We start from the raw sequence: 18,325 nt of genomic DNA, 5'->3' as shown, positions 1-18,325 counted from the left end.
ATAGCCAAGTGGTAAGGCAGAGGTCTGCAAAACCTTCATCACCGGTTCAAATCCGGTTACCGCCTTAGTACTAATAAATCAACTTGCCGGCGTGGCGGAATTGGCAGACGCGCTGGACTCAAAATCCAGTGCCCGTTGAGGGCGTGCCGGTTCGACCCCGGCCGCCGGTATTGACTAAGATGTCTTCATCTTAGTTTTTTATTGAGAAATTAAATAACATCTTTTATGATGGCGAATGTGGCGAAGTGGTTAACGCACCGGATTGTGGCTCCGGCATTCGTGGGTTCGATTCCCATCATTCGCCCTTTATTCTTGGGGTATAGCCAAGCGGTAAGGCAAGGGACTTTGACTCCCTCATGCGTTGGTTCGAATCCAGCTACCCCAGTTATTATTTTTAAATTTGCCGGCGTGGCGGAATTGGCAGACGCGCTGGACTCAAAATCCAGTGTCCGTTGAGGACGTGCCGGTTCGACCCCGGCCGCCGGTATAATTATCAATATAGCAACTTTCTTATAGAGAGTTGCTATATTTTTTTTGTTTTTATGTAATTACCTCCAAATCAATTCGATACAAGTAGTATCATAAAACGAGTAAAAAAGATATTGATAACGCTTTTATTATGTGTTAAACTATTTTTGTAAATTATGTAGGGTGCTACTATTCAATTAGGCACGACCTAAGAAAGGGTTCTTTCTTAGGTCGTTTTTTGTCTTTAAAAATTGTTTGGAGACAAAAATATGTATGAAGGAGTCTGCAAGTTGTTTTGTTTTATCATATAGAGGAGGTGAATTAACGGTGTATGTGATGAAAAAGCTGAATCATAATGCTGTATTGATCGATGACGATGGAATAGAAAAAATTGCGATGGGGAAAGGGATTGGCTTTTCTGCTAAAGTGAGTAAGCCATTTGATGTTGAGGATGCTGACAAATTATTTGTATTAGATTCTAAAGAAAAGATCAAACGATTCAGTGAGATAGTCTCGCAGATTCCAATCGAATTTATGGATTTTGCGGAAGAAGTGATTGAACTGATAACAGCTAGGATCTCCTCTCCATTAGATTCAAATATCTATATTACATTGACAGATCATATTTATTTTGCTATTCAACGAAAAAGAGAAGATAGAGATGTCACAGCAATTATGTTGCCAGAAATGAGATTCCTTTATCCAAATGAATATGATATAGCAGTAGAAGTGGTCGAGCGAATCAATCATCGATATCAAACCGAGTTAGGGTCAAATGAAGTAGGATTCATCACTATGCATATCATTAATGCTGAGCTAGGAGAGCCTAATAGTTTAAAGAGCTTAAAAATAGTAGAAATGACGACCACGATTTTGTCCCATCTAGAAAAATCCTATTCAAACGTTTATGATAAAGAATCACTGACTTATCATCGCTTAATGGTTCATATCAAATTCCTGGTTAAACGCTTGATTTATCAGGAAGAAACGCCAGTAGAAAATATTGGTTTTTTTACTGAAACATTTAAACATAGCAAAGCGTATTGTACAGCACTAAAGATTAAAGATATCATCGAACAGCAATTTCAACTTGCCATTCAAGAAAATGAAATCATCTATTTGGCAATTCATCTAGCACGAATCTATTAAAATAAGGGCGTAACTATCTATAGGCGCAACCAAATGACACATAGTAAATGGACTATGATTATTTGGTTGCGCCTATTTTAGTAGAAAAAAGAAGGAGAATGAAATGGGAAAAGTGATTTTTAATTCGGATGATTTTGGCTATAGCCATGGTGTGAATTATGGGATTATGGATGCTTATCAGCGAGGAATTTTGACATCAACTACATTGATGGCAAATATGCCGGGTTTCGAGCACGCTGTGAAATTAAGAAAGGAAATGCCTAGGCTAGGTGTAGGAGTCCATTTAACATTGACGTGTGGCAAACCACTTCTCAAAACTGTCGATACTCTTATGGAAAGCGGAGAGTTCAGATCCTTATCTTATTATCAGCATCCATTTAACATTGACAAAGATCAACTGTATCAGGAATGGAATGCTCAGATTCAAAAAATTTATCATGCGGGGATCATACCAACTCATTTAGACAGTCATCATCATACTCATACTTTGGATGAAAATCAGGAGGTAGTTGTTACATTAGCAAAAAAATATGATTTGCCGGTTCGGAGCAACTTTGAACGAAAAGATGAAGTTCGTCATGTCGATTATTTTGAGCCTTGTTTCGATGTCGTAGGAGAAACTGATGAAAAAAAACGACAAATCAATACGAGTGTGGAAGAATATTTGGCAAGTTTACTCATGATACTGAGAGAAGATAAAACGATCGAAGTCATGTGTCACGCAGCGTATTTGGATCAGGAATTGTTAAATGGTTCAAGTTTTGTGTATCCTCGTACCCACCAAGTCGAATTTTTAATTCATTCAGCATTTGCTCAAAAAGTGAAAAATGATCCTTTGATTGAGTTAGTAACATATGAGGATATTTAATAGAGGAGGAATAAAAATGAATGTTAAATCAAATGTGCAGAAGCTTGGAAGAGCGATGCTACTTCCAGTTGCAGCGATGCCATTAGCGGGATTGATCATGCGTTTATCAGCTGATGATATGCTGAACATCCCAGTAATTGGTGCAGCTGGAAATGCCGTTTTTGGAAACTTGGATATCTTATTTGCTATAGGAGTTGCAATCGGTTTTGTCAAAAATAAGGACAAAGGAATACCTGCACTTACTGGTTTTTTAGCGATTGCTACCTTGAAAAAAGGCTTAGAAATTATGGACCCAGAAGTGAATATGGGGATTTTTGGTGGAATTATTTCCGGTTTAGTAGCGGCATGGACGTATAATCGCTTTAAAGAACAAAAATTACCAGTAGTTTTTTCTTATTTTGCGGGCGAAAAATTCCCATTGACTATGGTGATGATTCTACAAACAATCGCAGCTGTTTTTTTGGGCTTTATCTGGCCGCTCATCCAAATTGGGATTGATAATTTTGCAAAACTGCTCGTTGATATGGGAGCATTAGGTGTGGGGATATTTATGTTTTTGAATCGTTTGCTGATCCCCTTTGGACTGCACCATGTGTTGAATACGTATATTTATTACGATTTAGGAAGCTATACATCTCCTAGCAAGGAAGTTTTCAGAGGAGAGATGACACGCTTTATCAACGGAGATCCTCAGGCTGGACTGTTTTTATCAGGTTTTTTTGTAGTAATGATGTTTGGTATACCAGCTATATGTCTAGCTATCTATAAAGCAGCTTATAAAGAAAATAAAGAGATGGTCAAAGGAATCATGGGAAGCGGTGCAGGAACTTCATTTATTGCAAATATCACTGAGCCTGTTGAATTTAGTTTCATGTTTCTTTCTCCTATGTTGTACGTGATCCATGCACTTTTTGCCGGTTTAGCAGGGATTGTCTGTTACTTATTCAATATACGAATTGGTTTTACATTCGGAGCATGTATTGTTGATTATCTCATCAATTTTCGAATCGCTACCAATGCTATTTTGATTCTTCCAATCGGAATTTTCTTTTTTGCCTTGTATTACGTTACTTTTTATTATTTGATCAATAAGAGAAACATTCAGACATTAGGACGTGAAGCTAAGGCAGAGTTTGGCAATGAAGTAACCTTAGAAGAAACAGAGTTAGGGTTAGCAAGTAAAAATTATGAATATATGGCAACAAAAATGCTACAAGCGTTTGGAGGAAAAGCCAATATCCTGGATGTCTATAGTTGTAATACACGCCTACGGGTAGAGGTAGTGGATCCCACCATGGTCGAGGAACAGCGAATCAAGCAATTAGGGATAAGCGGGATCATTAAACCAACTGAAAAAAATTATCAAATTATCATCGGCTTAGAAGTGACTTATGTTATGGCAGAATTCAATAAATTATTAGAAGAATAGAAAGGAAAAGATGATGATGAAAAAACAGATTATCACTATAGCTGGAGGCGGGAGTACGTATACACCAGGAATCGTTCAAGCCATTTTGAACAATGAAAAACGGTTGCCATTATCTGAAATACGTTTATATGATATTGATGAAGAAAGAAATATGGATATGTACTTGATTGTTAAATTTATGCTGAAAAGAAAAGGTTTTTCAAATATTCGCATTCGTGCAACGGATGATCCAAAGCTTGCTTTTACAGGATGCGATTTTGTTTTCTCCCAAATTCGTGTTGGAGGATTGGAGATGCGAGAAAAGGACGAAAAGATTCCACTTAAACATGGATTAGTAGGACAAGAAACGTGTGGACTCGGAGGATTTGCTTATGGGATGCGCTCAATCAAAGGTTTATTGGAAATTGTTGATCATATACAAGACTATGCCCCCAAAGCATGGATTTTGAATTATACAAATCCAGAGTCGATCGTTTCTGAAGCTGTTCGTCGTAAATATCCGAATGTAAAAATGATTAATGCCTGTGATATGACTATTTCAATTGAAGAAACGATTGCAGTGAATTACGGTTATGATCGTAAGAATTGGATCGTTACGTATTATGGTTTAAACCACTTTGGCTGGTATACATCGATTTATGATAAAGAATTGCAACGAGAAATTATGCCAGAGATTATTGAAAAACTAATAACAAAAGAAATGCAAGTCGCCGATTTTAATATAGGAGACAAAACTTGGCAAAAAACCTTTCAAATGATGTCAGTCATCACGAAAAATTTTCCAAGTAATATCCCGAATAATTACTTAGAGTATTACTTATATCCTGATATGGTCGTTGAGCATACTGACAAAGAGTATACACGTGCTAATATGGTCATGGATGGACGAGAGAAAAATACCAAAGAAATGGCTGATAAAATACGCCGCGGTATTGTGGAAGAAGTATTGAACTTTAATTTTGGGGAGCATGGACAATATATCGTCGATATAGCTATTTCCTTGTTGAATGATGATCGTCGTCGCTTTATGCTAATCGTTCCTAATCAAGGGGCGATTCCGAATCTACGGTCAGATGCAGTTGTTGAAATACCGGCATATGTTGGTGCAACTGGTGTGGAGCCAATTACACTAAGAAAACCAATCAGTGATTTTCATAAAGGATTGATGGAGGCACAAGTTGCAGCAGAGAAGTTACTAGTAGATGCTTACTTTGAAGGTTCTTATCAAAAAGCTTTACAAGCATTTACATTGAATCAAACCGTACCAAATGCCAGAGTCGCAAAAAAAATACTAGATGAAATGATCAAAGTAAACAAAAAATATTGGCCAGCATTAAAGTAGAGGTGATAAAAAGTGCATTTCTTTAAAACAAGAAACATTCTAAAAGCTGTAGCTAGTGGTCAAATTATTCCATTAACAGCAGTAAAAGACGAGGTCTTTTCTTCAAAAATGATAGGAGTTGGATACGCTATAACGAATCATGATGGATATATCCATGCGCCAGTTAAAGGAATAATCGATAATATATTTCCTACCCGACATGCCATAACGATCGAAAGTGAATCTGGCAGAAAAATACTGATCCATATGGGTTTAGATACGGTTGAACTCGAAGGAAGTCCGTTTCAGATACGGGTTGAAAGTAACCAGGAGGTAAAAGAAGGGACACTGTTAGCTATTATAGATTTGAAGAAGTTGGAGCAAGCACAAAAAGATACGGTGATCATTGTAGTTTCTCCAGGCATTTTTGAAGGAAATTTATTAAAACAAAACCAAGAAGTAAAGATTAAAGATAGTTGTTTTGAATTTTAGTGTACGATGAAAAAAGTTAAATAGGGTGATATTTATGGGTGAATTTACAAAATTTTTTTGAAATGATATGTTTCAATCACTAGATTTAATCATTTTGATTTTTGTTAATTATCGAATTTTTTTGTTGCTCCTATGATTTAGAAAACTTATTTTCAGGATTCTTAAAAATAAATTTGATTATTTAAGAGAATATATTGAAATAAAATTTCTTAATTATATAATTAGTTATGAACATTCTTTGCGTTGTCATGCAATGAATGGTTCATATTTTATTGAAAAGGAGTGGTTTTAGTGGAAAAGCTGATGAAATGGGTCGAAGAGAAACTTGTCCCACCAATGGCAAAAATTGGTACACAGCGTCATTTATTAGCAATTCGTAATGGGGTTGTTTCAACATTGTCATTGATTTTGATTGGGACATTTTTTATGGTCTTTATCAATTTACCGTTTCCTGGATGGAATGAATTTATTGCCCCTTATTCGGCAACGATTGTTTTACCCTTTAGGATGACGATGGGATTGATGGCTATTTATGCAACTTTTGTTATGGGTTCGGATCTAGCTAAATCATATGGATTAGATAGTGTGACAGGTGGTATATTATCTTTAGGAACGTTCTTTATGTTACAAGTTCCTGTAAACGTTTTAACTCCTGAAGAGGCACCTCTTGGCTGGGTCTTACCTATGAGTTCTTTGGGAGCATCTGGGATGTTTGCGGGGATCTTATCTATGATTTTTGCAGTGGAAGTATATCGTTTCTTTAAAAATCGAAATATTACTATCAAAATGCCAGAACAAGTGCCACCTGCTGTTGCCCGTAGTTTTGAGGCATTGATTCCAGGTGCAGTCATTTTAACAATTACTTGGCTGATTCGAAGCGTCGCGGGCTTTGATGTAAACGCTGCCTTATTATCGTTATTCGAGCCTTTAACCAATATTTTAGGGAATAATTTGCTTGGTGTTTTACTACCAATGTTTTTGATCCATTTGTTGTGGTCATTTGGTATCCATGGCATGAGTATTGTAGGGGCTGTTGTTCGTCCAATGTGGCTGATCATGTTGGATGAGAATGCAAAGGCATTGGCAGATGGTACAGCTGCCACCCAATTACCCTATATCGCTCCTGAACAGTTTTATCAATGGACGGTAACAATTGGTGGTGCAGGAGCAACGATCGTGGTATCTGTTTTGTTTATATTCTTCTGTAAATCAAAATTCTTGAAAGAGGTTGGTCGTTTTTCTATTATTCCTGGTATCTTCAATATCAATGAGCCCATGATTTTTGGAGCTCCTATGATGTTGAATCCTTACATGTTCATCCCGTTCAACTTAGTTCCTTTAGCTTTGACTATTATCAGTTATTTTGCAGTCAAATTAGAAATGGTCAATAGATTTACTGTTTTGCCAACATGGACATTACCAGCTCCAATCGGCGGTTATCTTTCAGCAGGAAATGACTGGCGTGTTGTTATCTTGATCATGATCAACACATTGATAGCATTTATTATCTATTATCCATTTGTAAAAGCTTATGATAAAAAGATGCTGTCAGATGAACAAAGTCGTGGAGAAAACGAAGTCCAAACTGTCTAAGTTTGGTTTTTAGAAGGTGGGAAACAATGTATTGGCTGATTTTATTTTTTGTTTTTATCTTTTTATTAACGGTTAGTCACCTTATATTGAATATGCTAGCTGCATATCATATTCAAATTAATCGATGGATTTGGGCACTGGCATCATTTTTGATCGTGATTCTTCCAAAGATCATTGTACCGCATATGAATGTTTTGTTTTCATGGGGGACATATGTACTTTGTGGAATTTTTGCTATCAATTTTATGATCGAGCAGCATAGATGGTTTGTCACATCGAAGCATTAAATGTTCTAAAAGTGGTTGTGACAGAAGTGGTTAGCTTCAAGAAATAAGAAGAAATTTACGAAAATTGCTTCTTAAATTTTTGTGAAATGTTGGCTTATTTTTCGTTTGGTTGAACTTATTACCGCAGATGCAAGCTTTTGACCACCGTTTATTCGGAATATGGGACTGTGACAAGGCTTTTGTCACAGCCCTTTTTTACATAAAGATTATTATTGTTTTAACTGTTTTGGCAGAAAGAAGGAGGCAAAAATGAAAATTTTATCAGCAATGGATTTAGAATTAGTCGATCTACTACCAAAGTGATCAAGTCAAATATAGTTTTGGGAGCTTACAACCATATAGTAGGGGCTGCAGTATGGTGTATGAATGGTAATATGTATGATGAGAGTGTTTATTCAAATCATGAAACTATAGAAATAATTGCGCTGGGAATAGCAATCAGTCATGGTGAACGTGACTTTTAGTGTATCGTTGCTGACGACATAGAACATTCTGACATGATCTACTCAGCATGTGGGGTTTGCTGGCAGTTTATATAGGAGTATGCATCGGATTGCGAGATCATTGTCTCAACAGAAGAGGGAGGTTGATTATCAAAGATAAAGTGGTAAATCCTACATTTGATTTAGTAATTGTTGAGGGGACTAGCAGCACAAATCTCTACAAAGCGATGCTTCTAGATCTATATGACACATTTTAAGAAAATGTATTTGCCTAATTATTATGGTCTTTCTTTTGAAGAAACGTTGAGATGATCCAACCAGAGAAAGGTGTCAAAGAATTTGACTAAGAATAAATGGCAGACGCTACCTATGCTCATTTGGATAGCGTCAGATCTTTTATTTTAAGGATGATTTTGTGTTTTTTAGACACCGTAATTTAAGTAACTCTAACTTTTCAATCCACTATTTACTTTTTTGTATTTTCACTGTCTGGGTCTCGAATAGCAAAATTACTGATGAGTCTCTATTAAAAAAGCTTTTTCTACTTGAAACTATATTGGGTGGTTGCTCAGGAAGGTTTCGATTTCTTGAATTGCTTGTTGTGGACCATTTATTGGAAAAACGGCTTGCAGCGTGCGTGCCTGCTGACGAATCTTGGGTGAAGAAACTTCGCGCAGAGCAATCTGCAGTTTTCTTTCAGTCACTGGTTTTGTGAGGGCAATTGCGTTTCCGTATTTTACACAATAGTCAATATTACAGCTTTGCTCAAATTGCATCCCCACACCGATAAACGGTTTGCCGGATTCACAGGCAGTTTGGACGGTCCCTTCCCCGCCGTGGATAAAAGAAAAATCAATGAATTCATGCAAAAGATGACTAGACAGATATTCTGTTATTAAAAGATCTTCTGAGTCAGATTGAATGTCATCAAGCAGATAGTCAATAGGTGCAATAACCGCTAGATCCGGTTGTTTTTGTAAGAAGAACAAAATTTTGCGTAACATACGCGGATTGCCTGAACTACCCATTGCGAAATAGATAATACGTTTTCTTTCTTGTTGCTTTCGCTGTATAAAAGTTAGCACTTCTTCAGGCAAGAAAGTACTGAGCTTAGCAAAAATTGGACCAACGATTCGATAATTTTCCGGCAGCTGTTCTTCTTCCAAAAATAGTTTAGGCGTTGTGATGAGATTTAGATCAGCATCCATCATTTGTAAACTTGTTTTTGGTAAAGGAAGCATTTCTCTTTGTGCAGCGTGTTTGAAGGCATTGGGGATCCATCGGGTATTTACTATACGCTTTTTTGTCCAGTGCCAAAGGGGATTGCTTAAAGGGCCGAAGAAACGTAACTCGTGGGGCATCAGCGCATGCTCTGATTGAAAAAAAGGTTCACTCAAAGCATAGGGCTTAACATATACTAAAGGAATCTTTTTACTGCGGGCCGATAAAAAAATTGTCACATTCGAACCTGTCACAATCAGTCGAGGCTCAAACTTAGCAATCAGACTCTGTTCACTAGTGATACGAGAGGCAACCATTTCTTTGGTAAAAGGGTTTTTAAGTGTACGCAACTGGTCAAATTTTATGATTTGTTCTTCTTGTTTTTTCGTAAGGATCGGCGCTAGTAAATGATACTCAAAGCCACTTTCTGTGATCAAAGGAGCAAAAGTTTTAGAAAAGCCAAAGAATACACAGTAATAACGGTCTTTCATAGCTTTGGCAACCTCAATCATTCGTGTTGTCTCAGCTAAATTGAATACTGCAGGAGCAAAAAGAATTGTCTTCATGAAATCCTCCTTATTGGAATGAGTCTATCCCTTCGTTTCTTACTAGTATACTAAAAAACACAGCGTTCGAGTAGCCTATGTATATTTTGAATATTAAACTGTCTCTCGCTGTTTTCACAACTTCTAAATTTAAATTTTGTAATCAAGTTGAAACTCCAATTTTCAAAAAAACACGCAACAATTTTTTGATCGATTTATATGTTGTGCCAGATAAATACGAGAAGTTGTGTCATTAAAAATAAACATGAGAACATAAAAAAATAAAATAATTATATTAATTGATAGGTGTGCTGTCGTCATTATACACACGTAAGAAAGAAATAGTTATGTTTAAAAATATTCTTAGACTTTCTCGCCATGACAATTTTCACTATGTGTTATAACTGTAAACGATAATTATTCAGATAACACAAAAAGAAATCAAGGAGCAGATACGCCAGTTGTTTAATTTGAATATTATTTTAAAATTAAAATTTTTATTCTGTTCTAAACATTTTTGGTTGTTTAGAACTTTTTTTTGTGTATGATATAAAGGAGAAATAATTTTTTAAAGGGAAGGAAATTGTTTTGATTAAAGTAGATGGAGCATTACTAAAAGAATACCGAAAGAAAAAGGGGTTAACACAAGTACAATTAGCAGAAGGCATTTGTGAACAAGCAACTGTCAGCAATATCGAAAACAAGAATATGTCGCCAGGCATCAATATCTTAAGTGCGCTTTGCAAAAAGCTGAATGTCGAGATCTCCGATATATTAGTAGAAACAGAAGAAGACAAAATCAGGAAAAAAATAAATGAGATTCAATCATTGAATTCTGTATCAAAATACCAAGAATCTTATAAAATTTTACAAACGATCGATCAGGAAAAAGTAAGTAATTCTGATCTTTTAAATCAAATTTTATTTTATCAAGGACTGCTTGATCATCTTTATGCGAAAAAACCAGATGCAGCATTATTTTATTTTAATCAAGTGTTGGAACAAACGACCGAAACAGATATCCATCACTTACAAGCAGCTGCAAACGTGGCAATGATCTACTTGTCAAAAGGAGAATTAGATTTTGCGAAAGTTTATGTGGAGCGTACACTTAAAATATTGAGTGAGACTGATTTTGATAATCTGATGGTCTGCATTGTATATTATGATATCGCCACCTATTACCGTAAAATCGAGGATTATGATAAAGCAATCCAATTATGTGAGAAGGGTATTGAGTATAATAAGAAACATAAATCGACTTATGCATTGGAATACTTGCTTTATGAAATTGCTTCTTGCCATAAGCAATTAGGAGAAGACGATTATTTAGAAAGATATATGGACGCAAAAAAAATAGCGCGTTTCAACGGAAATGATTACGCGGTAAAGGTGATTGAAAACGACCTGAAATAAAGTGGTTGTGAAATCAGTGTTCTGATTTGAATACCGTTTATTCGAAAAAAGGAGGTGTGACTTTTGTCACACCTCCTTTTTTCGATATTGTTTGATTCCTATTTAGGCAACATATAACGGTTATAAAAGAAGCAATAGATTATGATGGTATCGATTGGATGGATACATCTTGGGATTCCTTTATCAATTTGAGCGTAGCGTGTTTTTCATTTATCGATAAATTTGTTATTCATTTTTTTGATAATCCTATTTACATATTTACGTCCTGGTTCTTAAAATGAATCTACTTGAATGGTTTTTATCCCCGTATTTCTGATCTCCTCTAATACTTTTTCAGAACAAAATTTATCAGTGATCAAATAATCAAAGACAGAAATATCAGCAATCTTGAATTTTGACGTCAGTCCGATTTTTCGATGATCAGCGACTAAAATCTTACATTTGATTGTCTTGTTGACCATCATTTCGTTGATCGTTGATTCATTTAATATCTTTGTTGTGACCCCATGTACTACATCGACTCCGCTACAGCCAATGATACAAATGTCTGCATTGACTGAAGAAATCGTATTTAATGCGATGTCGCCCACTAGTGCTTCTTTTGGAAAGCGCATCTCTCCACCAGTTAAAATATAACTACAATTATCTTTGTGCGGAGAGTAATTGATTTTCACGTTGTTTGTAATGACTGTCAAATGGTTAGATTGAAGAAAATCCAGTGTTTTCAACGCAGTCGAGCTAGAATTGATAAACAGCGTATCATAATCGTTAATGTATTTACTAGCTTCTCTGGCAATCGCTTGTTTAATCCTTTCAGGACCAGATTGATCAAAATCAGTCTGGTTTTTGTAATTATAAGAACAATAACCGTAATTGCGTATGATCTCGTTTTTTTCTTCTAATAAATTTAAATCTCTTCGTATCGTACTAACAGATACATCAAGGGATTCAGCTAATTCAAAAGTTGATAGTTGTTCAGTCTGCTGAAGCAGTTCCAAAATTTCTTTTTGACGTTTTTCAATATTGACAAGTGAGTTTTTCATGACTTTTGCCTCCTAAGGGACATCTTGATCCATGGATTTATTTGACTAGTTGTTCATTTAAACATTCATATCTGTCTTTATTATACTGAAACAATCATTGATTACTGAAAGAAAATCATATAAAAAACAAACGGTCATATAAAAGGGTTTTCATGGATGCTGATACACATTAATATTTACTTGTAAGTTGGAACAACGATATGGGGGGAGCAAGCAAATGAGTAAAACTGTCAATGAAGTAACAAAAGAAAAGTGGTTAGTAGAAACATTTCCTGAGTGGGGCACATACTTGAATGAAGAAATCGAAACAGAAGTAGTGGATCCTGGAACTTTTGCTATGTGGTGGCTGGGCTGTACGGGAATTTGGCTGAAAAGTCATGAAGGAACGAATATTTTATGTGATCTATGGTGTGGGACGGGAAAACGTAGTCATGGGAATGGCATGATGAAAAAAGGCCATCAGATGATGCGTATGAGTGGCGTTCAAAATATGCAGCCTAATTTACGTACTCAGCCTTTCGTAATCGATCCTTTTGCGATAAAAAATGTAGATGCTTTAATCGTTACACATATCCATTCCGATCATCTAGATATCCATACAGCCGCAGCAGTTCATCAAAATTGTCCTGGAGCAACATTCATTGGGCCAAAAGAAGTGGTTCGCACGTGGCAAAAATGGGGAATTCCTGAAGAAAAAACGATTACAGTAAAGCCAGGTGATGCAGTCAAAATCAAAGACATCAATGTAGTAGCTTTAGAAGCGTTTGATCGGACAGCATTGGTCACTTGTGAAGATCCAGAAGAGGTATTAAAAGGAAAAATGCCTCAGGAGATGGATCAAATTGCAGTAAACTATTTATTCGAAACATCAGGAGGGAATCTTTATCATGCAGGAGATTCACATTACTCCAATTTATTTGCCAAACATGGTAGTGAACACAAAATCGATGTCTGTTTAGGTGCCTATGGTGAAAACCCACGAGGGATAACAGACAAAGTTACTTCTGTTGATATGCTGCGCATGGCGGAGTCATTGAACGCAAAAGTAGTGATTCCTGTCCACTACGATATTTGGTCTAATTTTATGGCTGATCCAAAAGAGATCACTGAAATTTGGAAATTCAAAAAGGATCGCCTGAAGTATGGATTTAAACCTTATATCTGGCAAGTAGGCGGGAAATTCATCTATCCGACAAACAAAGATGATCTTGAGTTTAATTTTTATCGAGGATTTGAAGATGTCTTCTCGATTGAAAATGATACACCGTTTCCGTCGTTTTTATAAGAAAGAAGGGGAGTTTCTTGCTGAAATACTTTTTTGACCATCAATTGATTCATTACCCAGATAAAGAAATCACGGATTGGCGTGAAGCTATCGCCGAAAGCTGTCTTGTATTGATCGATAAGGAAATTATTGATGAAATGTATGTGGAGGAGATCATCCATTGTGTAGAAAAATACGGTCCTTATATTGTGATTGCACCTCAAGTAGCAATGCCACATTCTTCAGAAAAAAGTGATGGTGTTTTTGGAACGGCTATTTCATTTACCAAGTTGAAACAGCCAGTCCGTTTTGAAAGTGAAGGGGAGAATGAGGAGAAAACGGCTAGTTTGTTTTTTACACTCGCAGCAAAAGATCCAGAAGAACATCTAGAAAATATCCAAAAATTATCCGAATTATTAATGACAGATGGATTGGTTGAGCGTCTCATCTCTACGAACTCCATCGATGATTACCAAGTTGTGATGGCAGAATATAATTAATTGATAGAGGAGAAAAAAGATGGGGGAATTTTTGTTAAGCATTTGGACGTATTTTGCAACAAATATCTTGACGCAGCCAGCGTACCTGATTGGTTTTATCGTGTTATTAGGCTATATTTTGCTGAAACGCCCGCTTCATGAATGCATCGCTGGATTCTTAAAGGCAACGGTCGGTTACTTTATTTTGACTGTTGGCTCTGGTGGTTTGGTCAATAATTTTCGGCCGATTTTGGTTGGACTAAAGGAACGGTTCAATTTGGATGCCATGGTTACAGATCCTTATTTTGGACAAAATGCTGTGGATGCTGGATTAATGGAGACATTTGGCCGTACCTTTGGAGATGTGATGATTTTATTACTGATTGCATTTGTTTTAAATATCTTATTAGTCCGTTTTCAGAAATATACGAAACTGCGTTCCGTTTTCACTACCGGAAACGTTCAGGTTCAACAAGCAGCTACCGCTTTTTGGATTTTACTGTTTTGCTTTCCTGATCTAGGTAGGATACAAGTATTGATTTTTATGGGACTGATTTTAGGTTGTTATTGGGCAGTAGCTTCTAACTTAACAGTAGGAATCACGCAGGAATTGACAGAAGGTGCCGGATTTGCAGTGGCACATCAGCAAATGTTCGGAATCTTTATATTTGCAAAATTAGCTGAGTGGATGAAAAAGCGGGATGAAAAGAAAAATAGATCAATCAAGCAAGACAAAAAAATCGAAGATATCAAATTACCAGGATTCTTGTCGATTTTCAATGAGAATATGGTTGCTACTTCGTTACTCATGCTATTTTTCTTTGGGATCATTCTGATTGTACTAGGCAAAGATTATTTGATTCAAGCGCAATTCATGCAAGAAGGGCAGAGTTTCTTATTCTACATTATGACGACTTCTTTAAATTTTGCGGTATATCTGGCGATCTTGCAATTAGGTGTTCGGACATTCGTCGATGAACTAACTCAATCTTTCCAAGGAATCTCAAACACGATTTTACCAGGAGCTGTTCCAGGAATTGACGTAGCTGCTACTTTTGGCTTTGGTTCGCCAAATGCGGTAACGATTGGGTTCTTGTTTGGTGCTTTGGGACAGTTTTTGATGATTGGTTTACTGATTTTATTGAAATCACCAACGATCGTCATAGCCGGTTTCATTCCGTTGTTCTTTGATAATGCCGTTATAGCAGTTTATGCCAATAACCGAGGTGGATTCAAAGCCGCTTGCCTGTTCCCGTTTCTTTCAGGAATCATACAAGTAGGCGGTTCAGCATTATTCGCTACATGGATTGGGATGTCAACATACGGTGGTTATATCGGGATGTTCGACTGGGCAACAGCTTGGCCATTGTTTACAGTAATCATGAAAGTCCTAGGTTATGCTGGAATTGCCGTAGTTGTCATTGGTTTATTGGCTATTCCGCAGTTACAATATCGGAAAAATCCTGATGGTTATTTTTTGATTGTAGAAGACTATGACACATATGCAGAAAAGCAGAGAGTATAAAAGAAAATCTGATTAGACAACACTCATAATGGAGGGATTAAGATGAGAATTTTAGTATCGTGTGCAAATGGATCAGGAACAAGCTTGATGATGATGAGAAGTGTGGAAAAAGCAATGAAAGAACTAAACGTACCAATTACCAAAATCCATCATTGTGCCATTTCAGAGGGAAAAAGTTCAGCTGGCCAATACGATGTAGTTTTTACGCCAGTCAATTTTTTGAATATGTTTACTCAGGCAGAGAAAAAAGGAGTTACAGTTATCGGTATCAAAAATGTGATGTCAGCCAAAGAAATCAGTGAAAAATTTGCTGAAACAAAGTGGTACCAAAAAAACAAGTAAAGGAAGGAACTAAGATGAGCAGGCCGAATTTGCAAATTGCGTTAGATCACAATGACTTAGAACATGCATTAGGAGATGTTATGAAAGTTGGTGATGTAGTAGATATTATTGAAGTGGGCACAATTCTTTGCTTACAGGAAGGACAAAAAGCGATTCGCTGTATTCGCAGTATGTTCCCAGATAAAAAACTAGTCGCTGATACGAAATGTGCAGACGCTGGAGGAACAGTGGCGAGTAATGTTGCAAAAGCAGGAGCAGACTGGATGACAGTCATTTGTTGTGCAACGATTCCAACTATGGAGGCAGCACAAAAAGAAATAGGTGAATTACAAGTAGAACTCTACGGCAATTGGACTTTTGAACAAGCCATGGATTGGCATAACATCGGTATCCGGCAGGTAATCTACCATCAAAGCCGTGATGCGCTGTTATCTGGTGAAACTTGGGGTGAAAAAGATTTATCGAAGATCAAAAAACTGATTGAACTAGGCTTTAATGTTTCTGTAACTGGTGGATTAAATCCACACACATTACACTTATTTGAAGGGATCGATGTGTATACCTTTATCACTGGTCGTGGTATTACAGCAGCAAATGATCCGATGAAGGCCGCACAAAACTTCAAAGATGAGATCATTCATATCTGGGGGTAAGGAAATGGCTCAAATTGGGATTTATGAAAAAGCATTACCCAAAGATATTTCATGGAAAGAACGTTTTTCCCTTGTAAAAGAAATGGACTTCGATTTTATCGAGATGTCGATTGATGAGACGGATGAGCGGTTAGCACGATTAGATTGGTCTGAAGAAAAGATAGCTGAGCTGAGAGAAGAGATGTTCAGCTCCGGTGTACGTATCCATTCGATTTGTTTAAGTGCGCATCGGCGATTTCCGTATGGTTCTGCTGATCCAGAAAAGAAAAAAGCAGCGAAACAACTAATGAAAAAAGCAATCCATTTGGCGCATAATCTAAGCGTCAAAGTAATCCAAATAGCTGGATACGATGTTTATTATGAAGAGAAATCAATGAATTCCAGAGAAGACTTTATCGAAGGAATAAAAGAAAGCGTAAAGGAAGCTTCTAAATATGGCATCATTCTTTCCGTGGAAATCATGGATGATCCATTTATGAACTCCATTTCAAAATTTTTAGAAATCAAAGAACAGATTCATTCCCCTTTTCTACAAGTATATCCAGACCTAGGCAATTTGTCCGCATGGCCGGAAAATAATCCGGCTCGAGAACTTGAGAAAGGGATCGATTATATCACTGCTATCCACTTAAAAGATACTTACCCTGTAACAAAAGAATATTCAGGCCAGTTTCGTGATGTTCCTTTTGGTAGCGGTTGTGTTGATTTTCTTGGATTATTAAGACATTTGAAACGTCTAGATTATGATGGAACATTTCTGATTGAAATGTGGAGTGAAAAAAGCCAAGACTTTCGAAGAGAAATCCAGCAGGCAAAAGACTACTTAAGTTCTAAATTGAAGGAGGCTGGCTATGATGTCTTGTGAAGAAAAAATTGCAGCAATGAAGCAACGTGTCCTTGAAGCAAATCTGGCATTGCCGCGATACGGATTAGTCAAATTGACTTGGGGCAATGTGAGTGAAGTGGACCGTGAGCTAGGAGTCATCGTCATTAAGCCAAGCGGTGTCAGATATGAATGCATGCAAGCAGATCAAATGGTGGTAACAGATTTGTCGGGAAATATAATAGAAGAAGATAGCTTAAAACCATCTTCAGATCTCCCCACACATGTTGTTTTGTATCAAACTTTTGAAGATATAACTGCTATTACTCATACTCATTCCACGCACTCCGTCATGTGGGCGCAAGCAGGACGCGATTTGCCAGCTTATGGCACGACTCATGCTGATGCTTTTTATGGTAAGGTTCCTTGTACACGCCAATTGACGAAAGAAGAAGTAAGAGAAGCTTACGAAGTTCATACAGGGAATGTGATTGTCGAGAAGTTTAAGGAAAGAAAATTAGATCCAAACGAAGTCCCTGGAGTACTTGTCTATGGACATGGACCGTTCACATGGGGGGATTCACCTATAAAAGCAGTAGAAAACAGTTTGATCTTAGATGAAATTTGTCTGATGGCCAAAGAAAACGAGCTGATCAACCCCAATATATGTGAAATCCCGCAATATTTACTAGATAAACATTATTTTCGCAAACATGGAAAGTATGCATACTACGGGCAATAGAGATGCTAGGGTAAGGGTAGAAAATTAAAAGATAACACTTGATAGAGAGAAACAGAGGTTGTGAAGAAAATTTATCACAACCTTTTTTATTTATCAAAAAGGATGCATTCTAAAAGGAAAGAGGAATTCTAAGGAATCGAGTGAATTTTTACAGGAGAATTGTAAGAGAGAGACTAAATAATCAAAGAATTGTATTATTAGAGGGAGAATTGTATAAGAAAG

Annotated in this window: 17 protein-coding genes and 5 tRNA genes (1 of these 22 cut by a window edge); 20 read left to right on the top strand and 2 right to left on the bottom strand. The window is 36.7% G+C overall.

The window, feature by feature from the left end:
- From IGL70_RS08490 to IGL70_RS08435, 12 genes are all read left to right on the top strand, one after another.
- A tRNA-Cys gene (locus tag IGL70_RS08490) sits at window positions 1-65 on the top strand; it begins 6 nt to the left of the window's first position.
- Between the two features lie 20 nt (window positions 66-85).
- Window positions 86-170: transfer RNA gene (locus IGL70_RS08485), tRNA-Leu, on the top strand.
- Window positions 171-231: 61 nt separating this feature from the next.
- Window positions 232-304: transfer RNA gene (locus tag IGL70_RS08480), tRNA-His, on the top strand.
- Between the two features lie 9 nt (window positions 305-313).
- A tRNA-Gln gene (locus IGL70_RS08475) sits at window positions 314-385 on the top strand.
- A gap of 17 nt (window positions 386-402) precedes the next feature.
- Window positions 403-487, top strand: a tRNA-Leu gene (locus IGL70_RS08470).
- A gap of 254 nt (window positions 488-741) precedes the next feature.
- Window positions 742-1,617, top strand: a complete 876-nt coding sequence (locus IGL70_RS08465; RefSeq protein ID WP_002288809.1) for a PRD domain-containing protein — start codon at window positions 742-744, stop codon at window positions 1,615-1,617.
- 103 nt (window positions 1,618-1,720) lie between these two features.
- On the top strand, window positions 1,721-2,485 hold the full coding sequence (locus tag IGL70_RS08460; protein ID WP_010829712.1) for a carbohydrate deacetylase: 765 nt from the start codon (window positions 1,721-1,723) through the stop codon (window positions 2,483-2,485).
- A complete protein-coding gene (locus IGL70_RS08455) occupies window positions 2,472-3,914 on the top strand; it encodes a PTS transporter subunit EIIC (protein ID WP_002321325.1) in 1,443 nt (480 codons plus the stop codon). Before IGL70_RS08460 ends, IGL70_RS08455 begins: the two co-directional genes overlap by 14 nt.
- A 10-nt stretch (window positions 3,915-3,924) precedes the next feature.
- On the top strand, window positions 3,925-5,256 hold the full coding sequence (locus IGL70_RS08450; protein ID WP_016627925.1) for a putative maltose-6'-phosphate glucosidase: 1,332 nt from the start codon (window positions 3,925-3,927) through the stop codon (window positions 5,254-5,256).
- Window positions 5,257-5,268: 12 nt separating this feature from the next.
- On the top strand, window positions 5,269-5,727 hold the full coding sequence (locus tag IGL70_RS08445) for a PTS glucose transporter subunit IIA (protein WP_002288815.1): 459 nt from the start codon (window positions 5,269-5,271) through the stop codon (window positions 5,725-5,727).
- Between the two features lie 291 nt (window positions 5,728-6,018).
- The gene (locus IGL70_RS08440; RefSeq protein WP_104873873.1) at window positions 6,019-7,320 is read left to right on the top strand and encodes a PTS sugar transporter subunit IIC; all 1,302 of its coding nucleotides are present in this window, start codon (window positions 6,019-6,021) and stop codon (window positions 7,318-7,320) included.
- Window positions 7,321-7,346: 26 nt separating this feature from the next.
- The gene (locus IGL70_RS08435; protein WP_104873872.1) at window positions 7,347-7,607 is read left to right on the top strand and encodes a diacylglycerol kinase; all 261 of its coding nucleotides are present in this window, start codon (window positions 7,347-7,349) and stop codon (window positions 7,605-7,607) included.
- A gap of 994 nt (window positions 7,608-8,601) precedes the next feature.
- Here IGL70_RS08435 and IGL70_RS08430 read toward each other — a convergent pair.
- Window positions 8,602-9,837 (bottom strand): glycosyltransferase, encoded by a 1,236-nt coding sequence (locus tag IGL70_RS08430; protein WP_104873871.1) that lies wholly within the window; start codon window positions 9,835-9,837, stop codon window positions 8,602-8,604.
- A 567-nt stretch (window positions 9,838-10,404) separates the two neighbouring features.
- Between IGL70_RS08430 and IGL70_RS08425 the strand changes: the two genes are divergently transcribed.
- Window positions 10,405-11,232 (top strand): helix-turn-helix domain-containing protein, encoded by an 828-nt coding sequence (locus IGL70_RS08425; protein ID WP_002288821.1) that lies wholly within the window; start codon window positions 10,405-10,407, stop codon window positions 11,230-11,232.
- Window positions 11,233-11,504: 272 nt separating this feature from the next.
- On the opposite strand, the gene IGL70_RS08420 is transcribed toward IGL70_RS08425, so the two are convergent.
- Window positions 11,505-12,275 carry a DeoR/GlpR family DNA-binding transcription regulator gene (locus IGL70_RS08420; protein WP_002299661.1) on the bottom strand — a complete coding sequence of 257 codons (771 nt, stop codon included), beginning with the start codon at window positions 12,273-12,275 and terminating at the stop codon, window positions 11,505-11,507.
- Between the two features lie 217 nt (window positions 12,276-12,492).
- Here IGL70_RS08420 and ulaG point away from each other — a divergent pair, with 217 nt between their 5' ends.
- From ulaG to IGL70_RS08385, 7 genes are read left to right on the top strand one after another with little or no spacing between them, the layout of a single operon-like run.
- Window positions 12,493-13,560: an L-ascorbate 6-phosphate lactonase gene (ulaG, locus tag IGL70_RS08415; RefSeq protein WP_104873870.1), complete on the top strand. Its 1,068-nt coding sequence runs from the start codon at window positions 12,493-12,495 to the stop codon at window positions 13,558-13,560.
- A 17-nt stretch (window positions 13,561-13,577) separates the two neighbouring features.
- Window positions 13,578-14,039 carry a PTS sugar transporter subunit IIA gene (locus IGL70_RS08410; protein ID WP_104873869.1) on the top strand — a complete coding sequence of 154 codons (462 nt, stop codon included), beginning with the start codon at window positions 13,578-13,580 and terminating at the stop codon, window positions 14,037-14,039.
- Between the two features lie 19 nt (window positions 14,040-14,058).
- Window positions 14,059-15,543 (top strand): PTS ascorbate transporter subunit IIC, encoded by a 1,485-nt coding sequence (locus IGL70_RS08405; protein ID WP_002288827.1) that lies wholly within the window; start codon window positions 14,059-14,061, stop codon window positions 15,541-15,543.
- A 42-nt stretch (window positions 15,544-15,585) separates the two neighbouring features.
- A complete protein-coding gene (locus IGL70_RS08400) occupies window positions 15,586-15,885 on the top strand; it encodes a PTS sugar transporter subunit IIB (RefSeq protein ID WP_002299656.1) in 300 nt (99 codons plus the stop codon).
- A gap of 14 nt (window positions 15,886-15,899) precedes the next feature.
- Window positions 15,900-16,538 (top strand): 3-keto-L-gulonate-6-phosphate decarboxylase UlaD, encoded by a 639-nt coding sequence (locus tag IGL70_RS08395; protein WP_081156998.1) that lies wholly within the window; start codon window positions 15,900-15,902, stop codon window positions 16,536-16,538.
- 4 nt (window positions 16,539-16,542) lie between these two features.
- Complete coding sequence (locus IGL70_RS08390; RefSeq protein ID WP_081156997.1) at window positions 16,543-17,403, top strand: L-ribulose-5-phosphate 3-epimerase; 861 nt, start codon at window positions 16,543-16,545, stop codon at window positions 17,401-17,403.
- Window positions 17,393-18,103, top strand: coding sequence for an L-ribulose-5-phosphate 4-epimerase (locus IGL70_RS08385; RefSeq protein WP_086319532.1), 711 nt, complete (start codon window positions 17,393-17,395; stop codon window positions 18,101-18,103). Before IGL70_RS08390 ends, IGL70_RS08385 begins: the two co-directional genes overlap by 11 nt.
- The last annotated feature ends 222 nt before the right edge of the window (window positions 18,104-18,325 follow it).

Origin of the sequence: Enterococcus sp. DIV0901a, from assembly GCF_051711525.1 — a bacterium.
Taxonomy (GTDB): Bacteria; Bacillota; Bacilli; order Lactobacillales; family Enterococcaceae; genus Enterococcus_B; species Enterococcus_B faecium.
The sequence above is the reverse complement of the archived record's forward strand: the minus strand, read 5'-3'. Positions and strand labels throughout refer to the sequence as shown.

What these genes read in the sequence shown, in the direction of transcription:
- IGL70_RS08385 (WP_086319532.1), top strand. Translation starts at nt 17,393, where the DNA reads ATGTCTTGTGAAGAAAAAATTGCAGCAATGAAGCAACGTGTCCTTGAA.
- IGL70_RS08400 (WP_002299656.1), top strand. Translation starts at nt 15,586, where the DNA reads ATGAGAATTTTAGTATCGTGTGCAAATGGATCAGGAACAAGCTTGATG.
- IGL70_RS08395 (WP_081156998.1), top strand. Translation starts at nt 15,900, where the DNA reads ATGAGCAGGCCGAATTTGCAAATTGCGTTAGATCACAATGACTTAGAA.
- IGL70_RS08465 (WP_002288809.1), top strand. Translation starts at nt 742, where the DNA reads ATGAAGGAGTCTGCAAGTTGTTTTGTTTTATCATATAGAGGAGGTGAA.
- ulaG (WP_104873870.1), top strand. Translation starts at nt 12,493, where the DNA reads ATGAGTAAAACTGTCAATGAAGTAACAAAAGAAAAGTGGTTAGTAGAA.
- IGL70_RS08455 (WP_002321325.1), top strand. Translation starts at nt 2,472, where the DNA reads ATGAGGATATTTAATAGAGGAGGAATAAAAATGAATGTTAAATCAAAT.
- IGL70_RS08450 (WP_016627925.1), top strand. Translation starts at nt 3,925, where the DNA reads ATGATGATGAAAAAACAGATTATCACTATAGCTGGAGGCGGGAGTACG.
- IGL70_RS08405 (WP_002288827.1), top strand. Translation starts at nt 14,059, where the DNA reads ATGGGGGAATTTTTGTTAAGCATTTGGACGTATTTTGCAACAAATATC.
- IGL70_RS08430 (WP_104873871.1), bottom strand. Translation starts at nt 9,837, where the DNA reads ATGAAGACAATTCTTTTTGCTCCTGCAGTATTCAATTTAGCTGAGACA.
- IGL70_RS08435 (WP_104873872.1), top strand. Translation starts at nt 7,347, where the DNA reads ATGTATTGGCTGATTTTATTTTTTGTTTTTATCTTTTTATTAACGGTT.
- IGL70_RS08390 (WP_081156997.1), top strand. Translation starts at nt 16,543, where the DNA reads ATGGCTCAAATTGGGATTTATGAAAAAGCATTACCCAAAGATATTTCA.
- IGL70_RS08420 (WP_002299661.1), bottom strand. Translation starts at nt 12,275, where the DNA reads ATGAAAAACTCACTTGTCAATATTGAAAAACGTCAAAAAGAAATTTTG.
- IGL70_RS08460 (WP_010829712.1), top strand. Translation starts at nt 1,721, where the DNA reads ATGGGAAAAGTGATTTTTAATTCGGATGATTTTGGCTATAGCCATGGT.